The organism is Acinetobacter sp. AS167 (assembly GCF_037152175.1).
Taxonomy (GTDB): domain Bacteria; phylum Pseudomonadota; class Gammaproteobacteria; order Pseudomonadales; family Moraxellaceae; genus Acinetobacter.
Genome location: NZ_JBBCMP010000002.1, coordinates 606,344 through 626,283 on the forward strand (window position 1 = coordinate 606,344; position 19,940 = coordinate 626,283).

Annotated in this window: 18 protein-coding genes; 2 read left to right on the forward strand and 16 right to left on the reverse strand. The window is 37.7% G+C overall.

Annotated features, from left to right (window positions below; all coding sequences use genetic code 11):
• Positions 1–9 precede the first annotated feature (9 nt).
• From WFN33_RS06065 to WFN33_RS06090, 6 genes are all read right to left on the reverse strand, one after another.
• Positions 10–1,428 carry a C13 family peptidase gene (locus tag WFN33_RS06065; protein ID WP_336952080.1) on the reverse strand — a complete coding sequence of 473 codons (1,419 nt, stop codon included), beginning with the start codon at positions 1,426–1,428 and terminating at the stop codon, positions 10–12.
• Between the two features lie 121 nt (positions 1,429–1,549).
• Positions 1,550–2,368: a class I SAM-dependent methyltransferase gene (locus WFN33_RS06070; RefSeq protein ID WP_419820030.1), complete on the reverse strand. Its 819-nt coding sequence runs from the start codon at positions 2,366–2,368 to the stop codon at positions 1,550–1,552.
• Positions 2,362–3,186 (reverse strand): undecaprenyl-diphosphate phosphatase, encoded by an 825-nt coding sequence (locus tag WFN33_RS06075; protein WP_336952081.1) that lies wholly within the window; start codon positions 3,184–3,186, stop codon positions 2,362–2,364. Before WFN33_RS06075 ends, WFN33_RS06070 begins: the two co-directional genes overlap by 7 nt.
• A gap of 32 nt (positions 3,187–3,218) precedes the next feature.
• Entirely contained in the window at positions 3,219–3,884 is a 666-nt protein-coding gene (tsaB, locus tag WFN33_RS06080) for a tRNA (adenosine(37)-N6)-threonylcarbamoyltransferase complex dimerization subunit type 1 TsaB (protein ID WP_336952082.1), read from the reverse strand.
• A 169-nt stretch (positions 3,885–4,053) separates the two neighbouring features.
• On the reverse strand, positions 4,054–4,587 hold the full coding sequence (locus tag WFN33_RS06085) for a gamma carbonic anhydrase family protein (protein WP_336952083.1): 534 nt from the start codon (positions 4,585–4,587) through the stop codon (positions 4,054–4,056).
• A gap of 59 nt (positions 4,588–4,646) precedes the next feature.
• Positions 4,647–5,261: a CoA pyrophosphatase gene (locus WFN33_RS06090; RefSeq protein ID WP_336952084.1), complete on the reverse strand. Its 615-nt coding sequence runs from the start codon at positions 5,259–5,261 to the stop codon at positions 4,647–4,649.
• 125 nt (positions 5,262–5,386) lie between these two features.
• On the opposite strand from WFN33_RS06090, the gene WFN33_RS06095 reads away from it, so the two are divergent.
• The gene (locus WFN33_RS06095; RefSeq protein WP_336952085.1) at positions 5,387–5,935 is read left to right on the forward strand and encodes an NUDIX hydrolase; all 549 of its coding nucleotides are present in this window, start codon (positions 5,387–5,389) and stop codon (positions 5,933–5,935) included.
• 104 nt (positions 5,936–6,039) lie between these two features.
• On the opposite strand, the gene filF is transcribed toward WFN33_RS06095, so the two are convergent.
• The 6 genes from filF to filA all read right to left on the reverse strand — a co-directional run bounded on the left by filF (position 6,040) and on the right by filA (position 14,172).
• Positions 6,040–7,986, reverse strand: coding sequence for a putative pilus system protein FilF (gene filF, locus WFN33_RS06100; protein WP_336952086.1), 1,947 nt, complete (start codon positions 7,984–7,986; stop codon positions 6,040–6,042).
• Positions 7,987–7,996: 10 nt separating this feature from the next.
• Entirely contained in the window at positions 7,997–9,256 is a 1,260-nt protein-coding gene (filE, locus tag WFN33_RS06105; RefSeq protein WP_336952087.1) for a putative pilus assembly protein FilE, read from the reverse strand.
• The gene (gene filD, locus WFN33_RS06110; protein ID WP_336952088.1) at positions 9,256–10,920 is read right to left on the reverse strand and encodes a putative pilus system OmpP1/FadL family transporter FilD; all 1,665 of its coding nucleotides are present in this window, start codon (positions 10,918–10,920) and stop codon (positions 9,256–9,258) included. Before filD ends, filE begins: the two co-directional genes overlap by 1 nt.
• 13 nt (positions 10,921–10,933) lie before the next feature.
• A complete protein-coding gene (filC, locus tag WFN33_RS06115; protein WP_336952089.1) occupies positions 10,934–12,151 on the reverse strand; it encodes a putative pilus system protein FilC in 1,218 nt (405 codons plus the stop codon).
• Between the two features lie 51 nt (positions 12,152–12,202).
• The gene (gene filB / locus WFN33_RS06120) at positions 12,203–13,036 is read right to left on the reverse strand and encodes a putative pilus system C39 family peptidase FilB (RefSeq protein ID WP_336952090.1); all 834 of its coding nucleotides are present in this window, start codon (positions 13,034–13,036) and stop codon (positions 12,203–12,205) included.
• A 206-nt stretch (positions 13,037–13,242) separates the two neighbouring features.
• On the reverse strand, positions 13,243–14,172 hold the full coding sequence (filA, locus tag WFN33_RS06125; protein ID WP_336952091.1) for a putative pilus system protein FilA: 930 nt from the start codon (positions 14,170–14,172) through the stop codon (positions 13,243–13,245).
• 263 nt (positions 14,173–14,435) lie between these two features.
• On the opposite strand from filA, the gene WFN33_RS06130 reads away from it, so the two are divergent.
• Positions 14,436–15,782 carry an anthranilate synthase component I family protein gene (locus WFN33_RS06130; RefSeq protein WP_336952092.1) on the forward strand — a complete coding sequence of 449 codons (1,347 nt, stop codon included), beginning with the start codon at positions 14,436–14,438 and terminating at the stop codon, positions 15,780–15,782.
• Here the strand turns inward: WFN33_RS06130 and hisC are convergent.
• The 4 genes from hisC to hisG form a co-directional block, all read right to left on the reverse strand.
• On the reverse strand, positions 15,779–16,876 hold the full coding sequence (gene hisC, locus WFN33_RS06135) for a histidinol-phosphate transaminase (RefSeq protein WP_336952093.1): 1,098 nt from the start codon (positions 16,874–16,876) through the stop codon (positions 15,779–15,781). The genes WFN33_RS06130 and hisC overlap by 4 nt on opposite strands.
• A gap of 175 nt (positions 16,877–17,051) precedes the next feature.
• Entirely contained in the window at positions 17,052–18,353 is a 1,302-nt protein-coding gene (gene hisD / locus WFN33_RS06140; protein WP_336952095.1) for a histidinol dehydrogenase, read from the reverse strand.
• Positions 18,354–18,481: 128 nt separating this feature from the next.
• A complete protein-coding gene (locus WFN33_RS06145) occupies positions 18,482–19,144 on the reverse strand; it encodes a DUF4272 domain-containing protein (RefSeq protein ID WP_336952096.1) in 663 nt (220 codons plus the stop codon).
• 99 nt (positions 19,145–19,243) lie between these two features.
• Entirely contained in the window at positions 19,244–19,939 is a 696-nt protein-coding gene (gene hisG, locus WFN33_RS06150; RefSeq protein ID WP_056515646.1) for an ATP phosphoribosyltransferase, read from the reverse strand.
• Position 19,940 lies beyond the last annotated feature (1 nt).

Here is a 19,940-nt window from a genome sequence, read left to right on the forward strand (position 1 = left end):
CGCTATTTATCATGGCTTTTGTTGTGTATTCAGTTTTACATTTTGAGTTTGAGCAGTAGTAATAGCCCCTTGTTGAGGAAATAAATGTTGTTCCAATTGCGGTAACATCATTTCCATATTTTTCCCAATCACCCATTGCGGTTCAGATGGATCAAAGCCTTGTGCATTTTCCCATTTCGCAACTGTTTCAGTCGCTTCTTTAAATGCGGCTTTGAGAGAGCCTTGTTCACGCATTGCCTGATCAAAGAAAGCTCGACCAAAATAAGTATAATCAGCTTCATTTGAACAACCAAATGAAGCACGGTCTGCTGCAGAAGCAGTAATAATCAAAGTATCTGGTGATTGGAGTGCTGAAACAAAGCTACCTGAATAACAGGCTGAAATCACAATCACTTTCCAACGAATACCCGATTTGTCTAGGGTTTCTCTTAACCATTTTGGATCGACATCATCCAAATTAATCGGTTCATTTTCTAGTTCAAAACGATTAGGTAAGCCATGAGAAGTCATATAAAGAAACAATACATCACTTTCGCGATTCATCTGTTGACCAATACGGCGTAAAGCAAGGTCGATACTGGTTTTAGATGCAATAGGAGTGTCTTTAATGCTTTGTGGGTTATTAACCAACTCAACAGAGCGTCCAAAAGTTCCAAAACGGGTATCAAATTGTTCTTTAATTCGATCAATTTCAAATTTAAACACGTCTTGATAACTAGCACCCGCAACACCCAAAAAGTACCAATGTGTTTGAGCAAACTCACCAAACTGCACCTGTTCCAATGCTTTATTGAGCAAATGACTTTGTGCATAAAAAGCACTTTCACTGAGACTCGGAGGAACTTCTTCTACTTTCCAAATTGGCTGTTCCTTGATCGAAACCTGCCAAGTGAACAAAGTGGCTATTGTAGCAAACATGATTAAGGCACGTTCCCACCATGGCCATTGTAATTCTCTTGAAAAAACCCATACTACAGCAAGGCTTTGCCAAATAAACAAAGCAAAAAATAGCAATGGGATCACATCATAAGTGAAATAAGGCAGTAGATCTTGGTTGCCCAAATATTGAAGCAAACATTGAAACAACATGATATGCGTATCAAGCACTAACCATAACAGTGCTGGAACCAACATCAAGCGTGGATTATTGGTACGTTGTGATAGAAAAATCCCCACAATCAAGGCAATAAAAGGCCACAATGCATAGCTGACAAGACCCTGTCGATTAAAAACACCACCATCACCAGCAACTAACCAGCTAAACAGTGTATTGGCACCTGCACCCAACAGTCCCCAAAAAATCAGTTGAAGAATAGATGGACGAACAATTTGTAAAGACTTTCGCGAACCTAAGAATAACCAAATCCCTGCACGTTGGTTACTTTTCAAATCATGCCAAAAGTTAATCGAGGGTTTAAGATCTATCATAAAGATTCTGTTAAGGCAGTGGCTTCAATCAGCCTATCTAGTTTAGGCTTGGCTAAAAAATTATCAATCTTTGATTTAACTATATATCAATAATTCGACTATTATTGAAACAGTTACCAAATTACTCAATAAGTTTGCTGTTAAAATAGGCATCAAAACGACAAGCATCACCTTGCCATTGATGATCGGTTGCCTGATCATTTAAAAATACAGCCAGTCTAGGACGTTTTACCACAACTCGCTTCGCAATTTGCCGTGCTAGGACTAAAAGATGATCGCCTAAATCCATTTCACCATCTTCTGGTAAAAGCATGTGTAATAGCTGCATTTGCTTTTTGACTTGAGCCTGTTTTTTTATGGCTTGCTGATTTTGATCCCGTTGCGGAAACATCGGATCTAAATAAACAACATCAACAGTTTTATGCGTGATTATCAATTGTTGTAAATATTCAGCTGAATCAGAAAAAACCAAATCAATACGCTCAACAACTTTGGCTAAAAATGGATCGTTTTCTAGCTGTTTTTTTGAATCTTCCAGTAAAGTAAATAAAATTGGATGACGTTCGATCAGGGTTATTTTTGCCCCTAAATGCGCCATCAATAATGCGTCATGTCCTAGACCCGCAGTTGCATCAATTAAGTTTGGTTTTTCTGAAATACTACATGCCCGTGCAATCATTTCAGATTTTAAACTGGCACGTTTTAAACGTGGGATTTCAGCTTTCCAGTCAGGTTGCATTTTCATGCCATTGGCGCACAGGCTTAAACCTTGTTCATCGACACACAAGGCAAGTTCAGGGTTCAGCCTTAAAAACCGTGCATTGAGGTTTTCAATTGTTGCAATGTTTACTATGACACCACGTAAAGAAAGCACAGTTTGGTAGGACTGTGCTTTCTCAAAAAATGTGGATTCAGTAAATAAGCGAATTTCGCTTACCATAATTTCCAACCTGTTAATGCAAACAATAAAATCAACAAACCTGAAGCAATACGATACCAAGCAAAGACCATGAAATCACGCTTAGAAACATAAGCCACCAAAATACGGATCAAAATTAAAGCAGAAACAAAAGAAACGATAAGACCCACAAAGAATACAGTCCAATCTTGTGTCGTTTCATAAATATGGTAATTCTTAAAAAGATCTAATAAACCTGCGCCGACAATTACAGGTATGCCAAGGAAAAATGAAAATTCAGTCGCAGCCTTACGGGATACACCCAACATCATGCCACCAATAATGGTTGCACCTGAGCGTGAAGTTCCCGGAATAAGCGCCAATACTTGGATTAAACCAATATAAATGGCTTCTTTAATAGAAATATTATCCACTTCAACTGCATTGACTTTTGGAGGATTTTTTTCAACCCACCAAATGATTAAACCACCGACAATCAAACCAATCGCAACAGAAATATCATTAAACAGCAGCTCTTTTACGATATCCCCAAATGTCAAGCCAACAAGCATAATTGGAATAGAGGCCGCAATAATACTGATCCCAAGATGACGGCCTTTCGGTTCACCTGAAAACAAACCAGTTGCTGCGCCCCAAAGCTTGCTCCAATACTCATAAATCACTGCAGCGATCGCGCCCATTTGAATGGCAACAACAAATAAATCACTCTTTTCTTTGGTCCAGAAATTCATTAGCTCGGATGCAAGAATTAAATGCCCTGTACTTGAAATAGGTAAGAATTCGGTAATACCTTCAACAATACCCATAATGGCTGCTTTGAGTAGCAGTAAAAGATCCATTGTGAAATCCTAAAAATTAAAGCGAAAAACGATTATGGTTTACCTTGTTCTGGAATTTTCTTCCATGCATTATCACGTAAATATACAGGTAAGGCCTGCTCTGCACTGAACCATTGCTTTTGCAGTGCATTTTGACGCGCAATTGTGGCAATATCATCAGCGGAAGCAGCAATTTGTTGAAACGCTATTGCCTCAACATTCACCAAAGCTGAACCTGAACCGATCAAGATATATTTTTGATATTCCGCAGCGTGTTGATAGTCCAATAATTTTTCTTCGTCTACAAGTTGCATAATGTTATTTTGGTCAAGCTTAAAACTTGCCATATAGACTTCCTGCATACGCGCATCTAAAACAGCGGTCACTTCAGTCAATTGGGCCTGACGATAAGAAGCTTGAGCCAGCGCTTGCAAGGTTGAAACTGGAATCACAGGAATATCATTTGCCCATGCCAAAGCTTGAGTCACAGCTGCATTGATACGTACACCACTAAAAGAGCCTGGTCCACGACTAAATGCAATTGCAGTCAAGTCTTTATTGGAAATTTTATTTTGCTCAAAACCTTGCTCAATCATCGGCAAAATGGTTTGAGTTTGTGCTTTTGCTCGCGTATCAAGTTGAAAATAGAGTGTTTGAGTTTCATCAACAATCGAAACGGAACACTGCTCATTGGCAGTTTCCAATGCCAGCAATTTCATGCACAACCTTACCATGTTAAAAATGTTGCCTATGATACTCCACTCATTTCAATAGCGCGAGAGCTTAGAGATAAAGCCTGTCAGATAAAATCCATTAGATCAAAATAATCCATAAAAATGCCAAGACATTGTGCTTGGCATTTAAGTGACAAATTTTAAAACTAGTCATTTATTCAAATTTAAACTCTTCTAAATCAATAAAATTCTTGTAATGGGAGGCATAATGCAAAGCACTCATTTTTAATAAGTTCTCCGCATTCTCATCCAACGTTCTTACGACTTTACCCGGCGAACCCACCACCAAGGAATTATCAGGAATAACTTTACCTTCTGGAATCAAACTATTTGCACCTATGATACAATTTTTACCAATCACAGCATGATTTAAAACTACAGCGTTAATACCAATTAAACTATTATCGCCTATCGTACAACCATGTAACATGGCTTGATGCCCGATGGTCACATAATCGCCAACGATTAATTCAATCCCTGTATCTGTATGTAAAACGGCATTTTCTTGAACATTACTAAAATTCCCAATATGAATTTTAGCGTTGTCCGCACGAATGACTGCACCAAACCATACACTGACTTGTTGCCCGAGTTCCACTTGGCCAATCACTGTAGCATTATCCGCAATCCAACCATCAAAAGGTGCATGCAAAGCTTGTGGTGCAAAACCTTTAAATTTATACATCATGGTATTACATTCCTTTGAGATATTTTGAGACCATTGGCTTTGATCATAACTTTTTAGCATTACTTCTTATTGAATATTTGTGACTTAAAAGATGGAGAGTTCAATAAAAACGGCCAGTTTTTTTGATAATCCAAACCATATTTAAATAATGAAATCAGAATTCGAGCGGTTAAACCCCAAATGATTTCATTTTCAATTCTTAAACTGGGAAAATACACCGATTGATGTGCCAAACGTACTTCATAAGGAATAGGCTGTGATTCCATCATTTTTTTAATCGGGGCATAGAATATACGATCAATTTCACTTGGCTGAGCAATCAACTGAATGTCAGGCGGGATTAATCCCACCACAGGTTTTACCGTTATTCCACTTTTTGCCCGCTCCATGGGTAAATCACCAATCAGCTTGACATCAAATGGATTGAGTGCGGTTTCTTCCCATGCTTCTCGCAAAGCCACAACGATATTACTGGTATCATTTGGATCGCGTTTACCACCAGGAAAGGAAACTTCTCCAGCATGATTTGATAAGTAAGCAGAACGTCTTGTCAGCAAAATTTTAGGATCAGCTTCTTGAGTAATAGCAATGAGCACTGCGGCATTGGCTGGATAGGTTCTTTTGCCAAAACGTAATCTATTTTGCAATACTTGGGTTAGCTCATCATCCTTCATTGATCTCACTCTATCTTTTTTGTTCTTGTTCTATCATATAGGAAATTTTATCGATAAGGCTATAAATGATGCGAAAGTAGAATTTTTCAGTTATGCTGAGTTATCTCACATTTTTAATGAAGCTTATGAGTTTTTGCAGTGCATGTGGTCATACAACCATAGAAAAAATTCCTTTAGGTGATCAAAAAATCCGTAAAGTTTGTACACACTGTGGCACCATTCATTATATTAACCCCAAAGTTATTTGTGGTGCACTGGCGATCTGGGAAAATAAAGTTTTACTCTGTCGGCGTGCTATTGAACCACGTTATGGACTATGGACTTTGCCTGCTGGTTATATGGAACTATTTGAAACCATGGAACAAGGCGCAGCTCGTGAAACACGTGAAGAATCTGAAGCTGAGGTTGAGATTGAACAGCTCTACTGCATGTATAATATTCCACGGATTGGGCAAGTTTATGTTTTATTTAAAACACAAATAAAAGATGGTGTATTTGGTGCTGGTGAAGAAACCATTGAAAGTCGTTTATTTGATGAACATGAAATTCCTTGGAACGATTTAGCTTTTCCAAGTGTAGAACGCACCTTAAGACATTATTTTGAAGACCGGAAAACCAATACATTTCCAATGCATCTTGAAACTTTGGGCACTCGATTAGACCAAACAGGATAATATCGAATAGATATTCCTTTGATCAACTGCCCAGTATTAAAAATATGAGTAAAAAAAAGCCTCAATTCTAATCACTTGAATTGAGGCTTTTTAATCGACATAAACTACTTGGTTTTAATGCTATAACACTGCGGTAAACTTACAGTTAATGTCCCCGATAAACGTTTCGCTAACTCTTTTTGCTCAGCTGTAACTTTCTCTTTATTTGCTTCAACATTGTTATAGATTGATTGATAAACTGCCTGTAGATTTACCCATGTTGCAGTAATCGTTTGATCCCCATTCCAACTGGTAATATTTACACCACTGGATGTGTTTTGTTCATTGATTAATCTCTGAAGATTTAAACGTATACCACCTGAAGATACAGATGCTTTGGCTAAATCATCATTAGATGTACCGCTAGTTGGTGTAATCACTAATGTTTCATTTAAACCTGCTAATGCACCATCAAGGCTGCCAAATACAGGATTTGCTAAAATCATACGCATTGTAATCGACTTTTCAACATTCCCATTAATATAGGCTGTACCTGTGGTTCCAATACGATATTGTTGTACCCCTGTTTCTTTGTCAATATAAGTGCTTGGATCTACATCAGCACATGTATCTGAATTTAGAGCACTATTTTTACCTAAATTGGTACGTATATCTCCATTTTCATCAATCACAATACCGAGTGTTTGCGTATTTGGAGAAACTTCTTTGTTATCAAACGTAAATGTAATATTTGCATACAGTGGGAAGTAATATTTTTCACCAGTTTTTACTGTATTTTTAGTCAGGAAAACTTTGCGATCTAAGTAATTAGCAGGATTAGTTTTATAAATATCAATCCCCCCAGAAAGCTGATCACCATTTAAAGTTTGACGCCATTTCCCGTATACTGTTGGATCGGTAGGTGCTGTTGTTGCGCCTGTTGCTCGCTTATACATATACTCTGTGCCAGCAACATTGGTATTATTCAGCAAAGCTCCCTGATAAATTTCAAGTTTATCCGTTGAACTTTGATCTTTTTTAAACACAAGTGGAGATGTAATTTTACGTGTGAGTGGGTTAATCCAACCTTGTTGGGCATTTACATTAAGTTTTTGTGGAACAACTTGATTTAGCAGTAAAAATTTTAACAGTGAGTCAGCAATTGTACTCTCTTCCACTTTTTGAGGTACGCCAACCCATTGCATAGCATATCCTGAGGTATAGCCTTGACGGTCAGTAACAACATACATGTTGGCAATAGATTCATTCTTGGTACTTAAATCACTTTTACCTGTAAAGCCTTGAATATCAACGTTCGCACCACTAAATATAAGGAAATTTGTCGAATAAATATTAACCAGTGACTGTTGAACCAAACGTTGCGCAGTCGCAATTGCCGAAGCCTCATTAACAGCTTCTACATTGATCCATGGTTTTAGTTTTGCAACATAACTGCCATTAATAAAATCAGTTACGACAATATTGGCATCAACTGCTTTTAAATTATTTTTAATATTATCTGATAATTCAATTGGTTGTACATCCCCTATTTGATTGGCATCCTGTTCCAATCCTATCGCTTGGAAAACTCGGACCAACCCAACCATCACCTTGAACGTATCATCACTCATGGTCATACTTTCTGGTTGTTTACCTGTCATGGCACTTGCAATATCGATCAAGCCAATAGCAGCAGGTTGACCACGAACTTTCAACGGACGAATTTTTGCAAGATCAACATCACCTAAAATGATTTTTCTTTCCGATTCAGAACCTTGGATAAAGAACTTCGCTTTATCTCCAATTAAACAACCACCAAGTGCTAACCCACCCTCAAGTTTAGTTACATAATGATTTTTCGTATCGGTACTACAATCAAAATTTAAACCATCAACAGGATAGTCAACATAAAAACCTAAACATTTTTCTGTAGTATCAGCATCACAACCATTTGAATACGTTTTAATGCCTTTATAAGGATCTTCATTCACTGTCGAACTTTCACCGCCACAACCTGCGAGTGCTAAGCCTAAACTCGTTAAAACGAAAGGGGCTAATAATCTTTTTTTCATATTTTCATCCTTACTGAATAACACTCAGCTTAATTTGTCCATGATTTGTTAACTGTTTATTTTCCACATCTAATGCTGAGGATAATGGTGTTAAAAATAGATATACTGCCTGATCAGGTTTTCTTAAAACGCCTTCCATCGCTGCGTATTGTAAATTATTGTCGTGAGATTCATCATTTTTAAAACCACTCACACCTTCAAGGACACAACCTTGTCCATCTAAAAATACAACTAATGGCCAATAATAACTTTGGATCTTTGAAGAAGATGCATACGATGTTAATAATACATTTTGCACTTTAGGGTCTAATTTCACCACTTCATAGGCAAAACTTTCTTTAATTGGTGCGACTGGCCAAAGCCCAATTTCTTGATTTTTTATTGATAAATCTTTCGCTTTAACTAATTTTTTTCCAGAGAAACATGATTGTTCTAAATTTTGAACAACCTCATCTTTAGCTAAACGAAAATAGGTAGAAGATAAAACAACGGGCTTCTTTTCTTCAGATTCTGAATTCCCACGAATACGGTTTAAAAGACTCGCACTAAGCCCTTTTTGTCGTTCAATAGTTTCATATCGCCCATGAACTGCGCCAATTTCTGGCGTCATATAAAATCTTTTTTTACCTTCTAAATTGAATTCGCGATCTTCTAAATACTCATTATTTACATATTTTTCACCATCAATGACAGTAAAATGCTGATCTTCTACAGGTTGAGTATTTTTCGGCACAACCTCTTGATTGATCTTTACTTCATCTTGGCGTGGTGTACTCTCTTTCGCTAGTTTTTCGACTTTATTTTTTTGTTGAACAGTACTAATGGGCTTCCGTGAAGACTGTTCGACGACAAGTTGAGGAGTTGTTTTTCGTGATACTGACGATGAAGACTGATCTGTTGCCGGAACAGGATTCATTTGAGCTTTAGCTTTGTTGTTATCCATTAAAGGAGGTTGGCTGGCAGGCTGAGAAGTCGGAACAGTCAATGAAGCACTCTTCGGCTCAATCTCTTTCTGATTATGTTTAACTACAGGTAGGGTTTCTATCCCTTGCACATTTGACTTTGTAACTTTAGTTTCTTGTATTTGTTTGTTTTTTTGCTTTACTTCCCCTTTGGGACTAGTTTCAGGCTTCTGAACAATCATTGGATGCCCATCAGGGCCAATAATGGTATAAAAATTGGCAGCATAAGAAACAGATGTGGCTGAGCTAAAACTTAAAGCTAGCCACAAAGAGGTTACGACTGTTTTTTTTTCAAGGTTTAAACGCATTACCATCTCGTTCTGTAGTTAATCCCTAGAATTGTAACTTTTGTATTGGTTTTTACATTCAAACCAGCATAAGGGTTCAGTAGCAAGTTATCTACCCCTGTTTTGTTTGCCAAACTACTTGTGTTTGCAGGAATATTATCTCGACTACGCAGGAAACCCACAGACAAGTCAATATCCGTATCTTCATCAAAACGATAGCCCAAACCTAAACCAAATAATTGCGCATTGTTAATCGGAACCATGGTATTACGCTTATCATCTGGGATTGCACTAGCACGAGGTTCATAACCTGCACGAAGCTTTAAGCGATCATTTGCAGAATACTCAACACCGATGCCCCAACTCCATGGAGACTTAAAGCCCAATGGAAAAGCCAATGATGTATCTGTAACTTGATTAGATAATAATTTTGCAATTTTTAATGCTGAAATTTGCCGATCGAATTCGAACTGAAACTTTTCCCATGCTTTAAAATCTGTCCAGCCCACGTCAAAGTTTACCTGTAAATCAGGTAAAACCTTATATTTTATCCCCGCTTGGAAGTGAGCTGGATATTCCAAATCCATTGAAATCAAACCAGATTCAGTTGGTGGGATATAACCAGGAAAACCTAAAATCGCAGCAAGAATTTGCCCTGTTGCCGAAGAATTCAAACCTTTTATCAGCTCTCGTGGTGCATTAGCATTGTCGATAAAGTATTTACCTTTCATACGCATTTTAGCTGAGCTTTGATAAACCATACCAAAACCAAAATTCTCTGTAGGTTCCCACATTAAGCCTAAGTTATAACTTGGACTTAAACTCTGCTCCAGACTAACCTGCATTTTTCCGAATTGGCCAAAAGGATTCATTCCTTCATCGGCATTACAAATACCAAATAGCAGGAGATCAGTAATCACATTTGAATTATTTCGGAAAGGACCACAAACAGACTCATCAATCATTCGTAAAACGCCGATCATTTCATTCGGAAATCTTAAATCGGTTTTTAATGCCATTGCGTTATATGACATTCCTATTGAAGCACCAATAGACAGTTCATCACTGACTTGGTAGGCAACAGATGGAGATAAGTAGGTTATCCTTTCAATCGCAACTTGTTGCCCCATAAAATTACCAGGATTGCCATCTTCCGAACCAAAGCCTGCAACCATTGGAGCATATGCAGCTGTTGCATAGGTCAATTTTGAGCCAGGGGGATTATAAGAAATCCCCCCCGTTGGTGCTAAAACTGGCCAACCGGGCCCCAAATCCACCACTTTCTTTAGAATAGGAATATATAAACTTGCGTATTCCACGTCCCCACGCACTGAATCCTTATAATCTGTACAAAGACTTGAAGGATTATCTGGCGTATCATTACAGATGAGAGGATCATCAGAATACCCAAACACGTTATAACCAGGAGGGGCTGAAAATTCACGCTGTACATCAAAGTTTGCAATAATTCCCTGTACATCAGTTTGCAAACCTTTGAGTTTAGTTAACCCGGCAGGGTTAAAATGAATCGCACTGATCCCCGGTGGGTCTGCAGTTACCGCATTCCCCATTGTTAATGAGCGTATATCTACAGATAGGTTAAGTCCTAAATGTGCAAATACTTGAGTCGAACACCCTGTTAATAAAATCGCTGTAACTAATGGGCGCAAACGTATGTTTTTCATACTTTACACTCCTTTAGTGAGCTTTCTTCTTACCGAAGCCTAAGATGTCCAATGGGAAAGACAAGCCAAGTGAAATATCTGGTGAATCTTCAGTTAAACCAATACCCAATGTTCCATTTACAATCGTATCTGGATTAACACGAACCCCTAAAGCAATTGAAAACATTCCACTAGATTGGTCAGCTGCTTTATATGAATCTGCAAGTCCTTCTGTGGGTTTATATTTAAATGAAGTATTCATATTAAATGATTGTTGGTATGACATAGTCATCGAAACATCATAGTTAAATGAATATGCAAAACCAAAAGAGAAACCACCTGTCATACCAGGATCAAACTCTTCTAAAACGCGTTGATAAGTCTGATCCCCACCTTGCCCATTAGCATTACCTCCACCACGGACTTGATTCAAGCCAGTTTCTTTAAATCCATAATTAGCAGAAACAGATGCAAAGAGTACGACTGGATCGATATATTTACGGGTACTTGCACCGACTCCTACTGAATAATACCCTTTACCTGTTGAAAGGTCTTTTTCAGGGTTTATTTCATATGGACTGTCACCAGTTTTAGTCGATAAGCTACCAAATAAAATTAAAGGTAATCGTCCTGCTTTCAGTGGGAAAGGTTCCCAACGAGCACCTAAATTAATATCCCCCAAACCTGCAGCCGTGGCATCTTTCAAGCTATCTGATTTGGCAATAAAAGGGATAGATGCGGTAAAGGTTAAATTATCCCGTACCCCATACTGCGCAGTAAAAGTATTACTGATGGTATGGCTAGCATCCTCATCAACACGGAGCTGGTAGGCTGTTCCTTCATTAATCCCTAAATTTAACTGTGAATCACGATAGTATGAATAATCTAAATCATAAAAAGTTGAGATTTCACCCTTTTTAATTAAAGAGTATTGACGCTCATTAGATGTAAAAACTTCTTGTAAATTAGTTTCTTGTGAGGCATCGCCTTCTTTTTTCTGTAATGCTTCTGCCGCTTGCGTACCAGGCTTAGGTGCTAAAGATTTTGTTTCATCTTTATTAATTATTACATCTTCTTTAACATCTGTAACAGGAACTGTTTGGCTCGTGTTTTCAGAACTGTTATTGTCTGTGCTTGTAGCCTGATCTACTGCAACCTCAGCACTTGTATCTGTCTCCGCTGCATATAAACTTCCAATTGCAAACTGAATACTCATTGCAAGTAAAGTTCTTTTCATCCATTGATTATTCATATTATTCCTATTCCAAAAATCCAATTCAGTTATGTAATTTTTAATCCATCTTTACTTACGTTTATAATAGAGTCGCATATAGGATGTAATTGGCTGATTGTATGTCGCAGACTTGGTATCTTGGTCAATCACCTTACGCATCGTAGAAGCCTTATCGGCTAATTTATTGGTATAATCGGTTGAATATTGTGCTTCAACTAAAGCATAGCGGTTAATAGTTGCATCATCCACATGGCGCATATCGGCATCCTGTAAGGCCAACATATTCCGTTGTTGATCTTTAGGAGCATTGATCACAAATAATGTGTTGTTTTCCCAAACGTCCTTAAATCGCTCTTGATCAAAACTAATATTCCCCAATGCAGGATCCGCGACATAAACTCGGCCATCTTTATATGCTTTAAATACAACAAAATGTTTAAAACCAGCATAAGAAATCGGAACAATTACGGGTTGATTTTGGTTGATTAAATCGGTGAACTCCCCCTTATAACCACCACTCTCATATCCAATTGCAGCAACAAAACGCTTCATATCCAGCAATGAGAAACTTCGACGCTCAATAATACGATTGTATTCTCCAAAGCGTAATAAGCCTTCCATGGTTTGCTGTTCAGTTAAATTTGTCCCAACATAACCATTTAACAGTGTTGTTAATGCAGCAGAACCACAGCTATAGTCATATGCTTGACGTACAATGCCACGGAATTGATTTTCCAAGGCGGGTTTAACATGTACCATTTCACGATGGTTACGTGTAAACGATTTATCTCTGGAATCCGCAAGCTCAGTATAGTAAATTGCATCCTTTGGCTTGGGTTTCACATCTAGGGCATGGTTGGCAAAATAATACATTAATGCCGAACCTAAAGTAATTTCTAACATAATTTTAACTATCAAGTATCGGCAGTATTTTGCCTAAAGTGCTGATTTTATTTTTAGAGTGAACACTCTACTTCCCTGTGATTAGAAGATAACGTTTTTTGAAAAAAAAAACAGTTTTTTTTTCAACTTTTGTCGCTTTTACTCAGCTTTTTTGTAAAAAAAAGACGCATGCGTTGCATGCGTCTTTCATTTTCTAATAACTAAACTTAGTGACCAGAAATTGTGATCACAGCACCTGGAGTTGTACCAGCACTACCGTTATAAACTTTCAAACCACTAATCGCAATATCACCAATTGAAGCTGCTGACGCACTACCCAGTTGAATTTTTTGAATATAAATATCAGTCGGTTTAGTCATCGCTGTAATTTGAAGACCATCTGCAGTAGCACCGCTCACACCTGTTGCTCGTACAGCAATAGCTGCATCAGTAGATAAGTTATTAGAACCTGTATCTGTCAATTTAATTGATCCAAGAACAATATCACCACCACCACCAGTTGATGCATCATGCAATGAAAGATTACTAATTGTTAAACCACCAGTCATGCTACCAGCCAATTTAATCATCGCACCTTGTGGAGTGTTACCCAATTGGATATTTGCAGCAGTTTTACCCGTAGTCAAAGTTAAACCATTTAAAATAGTTGCAGTACCAGTACCCACTTTATAAGGGCTTGTAGTAGTCGTTGCATCTACATCATTTACTTCAATTTTACCCAAAGAAATATTTAAACCTGAAACCGCAGCACCAATATTTAGGAATGGACTACCCGCATTACCATCAGTATCAATAGTAATATCTGCCAAATTATGGCTTTGTAATAAAGATGCAGTATTTGCAGTTAATACAATATTATTAATTGTTATTGCACCAGCTGTTGCCGTACCACCCGTGATAGCTGTCCCATCGGTAGTACCATTTACACCATCCGCCAATTTAGCTGTTGCAGATAAACCATCACCATCAAACACATGAACTTTATCAATTTCAACTTTTGAAATACCAATTCCAATAGAAATACCATCTTGACCAGTTGTTGCACTGAGTGCTGCATCATCCATTGCTTGCATTGCCATTGCATTTGAACTGATAGCGATAGCTGAAACCAAAGCAAGTTTAGTAAATAATTTCATAACCTGTACTCTCCCAAGAGCATTTTTTTTCATTTTTAACCACTCTCCGTAGTTCCCTGTTGTTTTAGTTGTTTTACAACTTAGAACACCAATCCTTGAGTAGTCCGTTTTGCCCTTTTAAATTAACTGTATGTTACTTTTTGTTCAACTGCTGTTTATCAAAAAGCCAATTAAACCGATAAACGGTAAACACTTTTATAAGTCCTATTTTCAGGTAGAATAATGCTTTACAAACCCTTTTCGCGCTCGAGTTAAACCTCCCTATGTTTCGGAAGTTATTAGATTTTCCATCAAATGGCATTGCAGATTTATTACACCGACTTGATTCATTATTCGGTTGTATCTATTTAAAAAACTCAGGTGAAGACATTATTGCTTTTTCACCTGAACAATATTGCATTTCAATCCAGCAACAACTTTTTAGCTATTCAAGAAATCATTTTACACATTATCAAAAAGACAAAACCAATCCTTCTTTGAATCACTTTTTTAATTTCACAACTCAATCTGCCCCAAAAACACAGCATACTTTTCAGGGGGGATATATGGGTTTTATTGATTACAACTATGCCAGTCGGCAACACATTGACGCTAATACAAAATCTCAACCCAATTTTTATGTGGGGATTTATAAAACCTTTATTAAACAAGAAAAAGGGCAATTATTTTTTTATAGTTTAGAAGCTTGCGCAGAAGCATTTTTTAAATTTATACAACAGTTATTAGCAACACAATCCTTAAATAATCAAAAATTTAAACTTTTATCAAAATGTAGTGCGACTTGGACAAAATCACAATATGATCAAGCATTTGCACAAATTCAAAAATATATTAAAGCTGGTGATTGTTATCAGATTAATTTAACTCAAGAATTCATAGGAAAAGCAAACGGTTCACTGTTAGATACAGCCGAAAATTTTTGGAAACTCACTGATGCCCCTTATTCAGGTTATTTAAAAATTGATGATTTTGAGTTACTCAGTTGTTCACCTGAGTTATTTATTGATTTCGAGACTGATCGTAAAATCACCACCAAACCCATTAAAGGGACAATGCCTCGTTATGACGATCCAATTTTAGATGAGCAGTCAAAAAATACCTTGATTCACTCTGAAAAAGATCAGGCTGAAAATGTCATGATTGTGGACTTATTACGCAATGATTTAAGTGTATATGCTGAAACAGGTTCAGTAAAAACCCCAAAACTGTTTAATATTGAATCTTTTAAGCAGGTACATCATATGGTAAGTGAAGTCACTGCAACCTTAAAATCGGATGTAAATCCATTTGAGGTTTTATTCACCGCACTACCAGGCGGTTCAATTACCGGCGCACCCAAAATTCGCGCGATGCAAATTATTGAAGAACTCGAAAGTGCACCAAGAGGCGCTTATTGCGGCTCACTGGGGTATTTTAATTTTGATGGAACTGGTTCTTGGAATATTTTGATTCGTTCAATTCAAAAATATCAAGATGAAGTTTCATTGTGGGCAGGTGGTGGGATCACCATTGCTTCAGATTGTAATGCAGAATATCAAGAATGTTTTGATAAAGTTTCTGCCATGCTAGATTTACTCAACACATGGCATCAACCTCAAAATGAATTCTAGACTAAAATCTCATGTTTTAGCGTATCAACAAGGCGTTGATTTTGTTCATCTGTACCAATAGTGATACGTAAGAATTGATCAATCCGTGGCTTATTAAAATATCGAACAATAATGCCATGTTCACGTAATGCTTTTGCCAATTCACCAGCATCTTTTGAGGGTAAACAAGCAAAAATAAAGTTGGCTGAGGATGGTAATACTTTAAATCCTAGCAACTCTAGATCTGCAACAAGTTTGTCACGACTTACAATCACTTTTTGACATTGTGCTGCAAAGTATTCTTGATCTTCAAATGATGCGACAGCTGCTGCAATTGCAAAACGATCAATTGGATAGGAGTTAAAGCTATTTTTTACAGCTTCCAATGCGGCGATCAAATGTGGCTGTGCAATTGCAAAGCCAACTCGTAAACCAGCTAAAGAGCGAGATTTTGAAGTGGTTTGACAAACGACTAAGTTTTCGTATTTTTCCACCAGATTCACGGCTGACTCAGCACCAAAATCTACATACGCTTCATCAATCACAACTACAGAATCTGGATTGGCTTGCAAGACTTGTTCAATTGCAGATATCTCTAATGCAATACTGGTTGGTGCATTGGGATTGGTAATGATAATCCCACCATTCGGCTGTTTATAATCAGCCACATCAATTTCAAAATTCTCATTTAAAGGCAAGATTTTAGTTTGGGTTGAAATTCCAAAAAACTGACTATAAACAGGATAAAAGCTATAGGTAATATCTGGGTATAGAATTGGTTTTTCTTGAACAAAAAATGCTTTAAAAATATGTGCTAAAACTTCATCCGAACCATTACCAACAAAGACATTTTCTACTGCTACATGCTGTTGCTTAGCAATCGCTTGTTTGAGTGCTGATGCATCTGGATCTGGATATAGGCGCAATACATCTGCAGAATCTATAAGTACAGACTGAACTGCTGCAACCACTTTTGGCGATGGTGGATATGGGTTTTCATTGGTATTCAGTTTTAATAAGTTTTGGATTTTAGGCTGCTCACCTGGGACATACGGTTCTAACTCACGTACTTCAGGACTCCAAAAACGCATTTGCTCAGGGCTAATATTTGGCATTTTTATCTCGTATTTTTTCTCACATGACTTACTTTATATAAGCGCTCTCACTCTAGGAGAGGGTTTGGGCATTTCAATAGAATCCCCAAACGTAAGTCAGTTAAATTTTTACGCCCTCATCCTCACCTTATCCCTAAGGGAGAAGGATTTGTACGGATACTGGGCCATTGGTAAATTATTGATAACGATATCTAGCTGATCGGGCATGCGCATCTAAATTTTCTTGTTGAGCAAGAATATCTGCGGCCTTAGCAAGCGATTTAACTCCTTGCTCAGAACACATGATCAAACTTGAACGTTTTTGAAAATCATAAACACCTAAAGGTGATGAAAAACGTGCTGTACCAGAAGTAGGTAGGACATGGTTAGGTCCCGCACAATAATCACCAATCGCTTCTGGTGTATAGCGCCCCATAAAGATTGCACCTGCATGGCGAATACTTTCTGACATCTGCTCAGCATCATCTAAGCACAATTCCAAATGCTCAGGCGCAACTTGATTAATCAAATCAATGGCTTCTTGGCGATCTTTAACCAAGACCAAAGCACCTCGATTTGCAATCGAAGTTCGTGCAATTTCAGCTTTGGGTAATGTAGCCAAATGTTCTTCAATGGCTTGCTCGACATCATTTAACAGCTGTTCATCAGGCGTAATAAAAATCGCTTGCGCAACCGTATCATGTTCAGCTTGTGACAAAACATCCATCGCCAACCATTTAGCGTCATTATGACCTTCTGCATAAACCAAAATTTCAGAAGGTCCTGCAATCATGTCAATACCAACTTGACCAAAAACAGCACGTTTTGCGGCAGCAACGAAACGGTTACCCGGTCCTGTAATTTTATCTACCGCAGGAATCGTTTCTGTTCCATAAGCAAGTGCGGCAACTGCTTGCGCACCGCCAATCGTAAACACACGACTTACACCCGCTAAATAAGCAGCCGCCAATACCAAAGGATTTAAATCACCATTTGGCGCAGGCACCACCATAATAATTTCTGCTACCCCAGCCACGTGCGCGGGTAGAGCATTCATCAGCACAGAGGATGGATAAGAAGCCAAACCACCTGGAACGTAAATACCCACACGGTCTAAAGGGGTAACTTTTTGACCAAGGGTATTTCCTAATTCATCCACATAGGACCAACCGTCTTGTTTTTGAGCCTGATGGAATGAGCGAACACGATTGGCCGCCATTTCCAAAGCTTCACGTACTTCTGAAGTTAAACCTTCAAATGCAACTTTAAGTTGCTCTTGTGTCAGTTCTAAATCTGAAAATTGATGCGCTGGATGTCGATCGAACTGTTGAGTGAGTTTAAGTACATGTGCATCCCCATGTAGGCGCACATCTGCAATAATTTGGTCTACTGTTTTTAAAAGCTCAGGATCACTCACTGTTTCAAAAGCTAACAAGTCAGCAAAGACTTGTTTAAAGTTCTGCTCTTGAGTCGATAAACGTCGCATCAATTTACCCACAAGGTTGTTTAAGAAAGATTTAGTTTACCTTGTTTTAAGTATCTTGTGGGCAACATCACCGCAACATTTCAATTTACTTTCAGAGGAAAGTTTGATTGCAAATGACTTTTGATATAGCAAATTTTTATTTAGGTACTCACATCAGGATAATCCCAGTCACTATCAGTCTGAATCAGCCAGTTCAAGGCGCCATGCCGTTCCACAACAACAGATGAATTTAAATTTTCAGGTGCATCCTGTTGCTTTAAACGCGCATTTACACATGCCCAATCATAACGATAAATTAAATCAGCCTGATCTAAGATTTCTTCAATATCTCGTAATTGGACTTTTTCCATAAATGCAGCAAATGTATCGCACGATGAAACGGCTTGAATTGCAAAATCACAATCAACGATATCTACCGGATAACTCAAATCATCCACAATACCCAAAGCCCATAACAGCACCCAATATGCTTCATATTTCCACACCATATTGATGACATCTTGTGCGGAAGCATCACGATTTAAAATTGCCTGTTCTTTTTCTGTTAAAGCATCAAAAACTTGCATTTTTTTTAAAACATCAAATATAAATATCTTTGTTTCATCATCATATTGATCATTATTCAGGTCACATGCGACCTGAATCACCCATAAACAAGCAATCGCGCGTTTTGCAATTTGTTCTGCACTGCGTGCTTGAACATCTTCTGCAGATTCAATCACAGGTAACCAGTCAATATAAGGAATTGAATAATTTTTAAGTTTTAAAATAGACTGTTCTTTGCGTTGTTGAGGTGTTTTCATAAGCTCTTTTTTGATTCATGCATGGTTATTTTTTAACATAAATTACATAAAAAACCGCCTAAAATTAGACGGCATCTTTATTGAACAAACATGAATGGATTAATTGTTTTTTTGACGCTCTTCTACTGCTTTTTCAAGCTGAGTAAGAATTGGATTTAATAAAGTTTGCTTACGCTTAAAGCTCGCTTTATTCACAATTAAACGTGAAGAGACTTTACAAATTTCTTCCAAAGGCTCTAGACCATTGGCACGCAAAGTGTTCCCAGTATCCACCACATCAACAATATAATCGCCCAAACCAACCAATGGGGCTAATTCCATTGAGCCGTAAAGTTTAATCACATCAACTTGCTCACCTAAGCTTGCATAATATTGACGAGTTAAATTTACATACTTAGTGGCAATTTTTAAACGCCCTTTAGGACGAACCATGCCTACTTTACCAGCTGTCATTAATTTACAGTTGGCAATCTTTAAATCCAATGGTTCATAGACATTTTGAGCGCCATGTTCCATCAACACATCTTTGCCCGCTACACCTATGTCCGCTGCACCATTTTCCACATAAGTTGGTACATCAGAAGCACGCAAGATTAAAATACGAACGGATTTATGTGTGGTTGGAAAAATCAACTTACGAGATTTATCAGGATCTTCCAATAAGTTAATTCCAGCAGTTTCAAGTAAAGGCAACGTTTCTTTTAAAATACGCCCTTTACTCAATGCCAAAGTTAAACCATGATCAAAATTGCCCATTACGTCAAAGTTTGGATCATCGTTTCTCATATCGCTCATT

Coding starts and splice junctions, on each gene's coding strand:
- WFN33_RS06090 (WP_336952084.1), bottom strand. CDS start 5,261: ATGAAGGATGATGAGCTAACCCAAGTATTGCAAAATAGATTACGTTTT.
- filF (WP_336952086.1), bottom strand. CDS start 7,986: ATGAAAAAAAGATTATTAGCCCCTTTCGTTTTAACGAGTTTAGGCTTA.
- WFN33_RS06145 (WP_336952096.1), bottom strand. CDS start 19,144: ATGAAAACACCTCAACAACGCAAAGAACAGTCTATTTTAAAACTTAAA.
- filB (WP_336952090.1), bottom strand. CDS start 13,036: ATGTTAGAAATTACTTTAGGTTCGGCATTAATGTATTATTTTGCCAAC.
- WFN33_RS06130 (WP_336952092.1), top strand. CDS start 14,436: ATGTTTCGGAAGTTATTAGATTTTCCATCAAATGGCATTGCAGATTTA.
- filE (WP_336952087.1), bottom strand. CDS start 9,256: ATGCGTTTAAACCTTGAAAAAAAAACAGTCGTAACCTCTTTGTGGCTA.
- filD (WP_336952088.1), bottom strand. CDS start 10,920: ATGAAAAACATACGTTTGCGCCCATTAGTTACAGCGATTTTATTAACA.
- tsaB (WP_336952082.1), bottom strand. CDS start 3,884: ATGAAATTGCTGGCATTGGAAACTGCCAATGAGCAGTGTTCCGTTTCG.
- WFN33_RS06085 (WP_336952083.1), bottom strand. CDS start 4,587: ATGATGTATAAATTTAAAGGTTTTGCACCACAAGCTTTGCATGCACCT.
- hisG (WP_056515646.1), bottom strand. CDS start 19,939: ATGAGCGATATGAGAAACGATGATCCAAACTTTGACGTAATGGGCAAT.
- filA (WP_336952091.1), bottom strand. CDS start 14,172: ATGAAATTATTTACTAAACTTGCTTTGGTTTCAGCTATCGCTATCAGT.
- WFN33_RS06070 (WP_419820030.1), bottom strand. CDS start 2,368: ATGGTAAGCGAAATTCGCTTATTTACTGAATCCACATTTTTTGAGAAA.
- WFN33_RS06075 (WP_336952081.1), bottom strand. CDS start 3,186: ATGGATCTTTTACTGCTACTCAAAGCAGCCATTATGGGTATTGTTGAA.
- filC (WP_336952089.1), bottom strand. CDS start 12,151: ATGAATAATCAATGGATGAAAAGAACTTTACTTGCAATGAGTATTCAG.
- WFN33_RS06065 (WP_336952080.1), bottom strand. CDS start 1,428: ATGATAGATCTTAAACCCTCGATTAACTTTTGGCATGATTTGAAAAGT.
- hisC (WP_336952093.1), bottom strand. CDS start 16,876: ATGCCAAATATTAGCCCTGAGCAAATGCGTTTTTGGAGTCCTGAAGTA.
- WFN33_RS06095 (WP_336952085.1), top strand. CDS start 5,387: ATGAGTTTTTGCAGTGCATGTGGTCATACAACCATAGAAAAAATTCCT.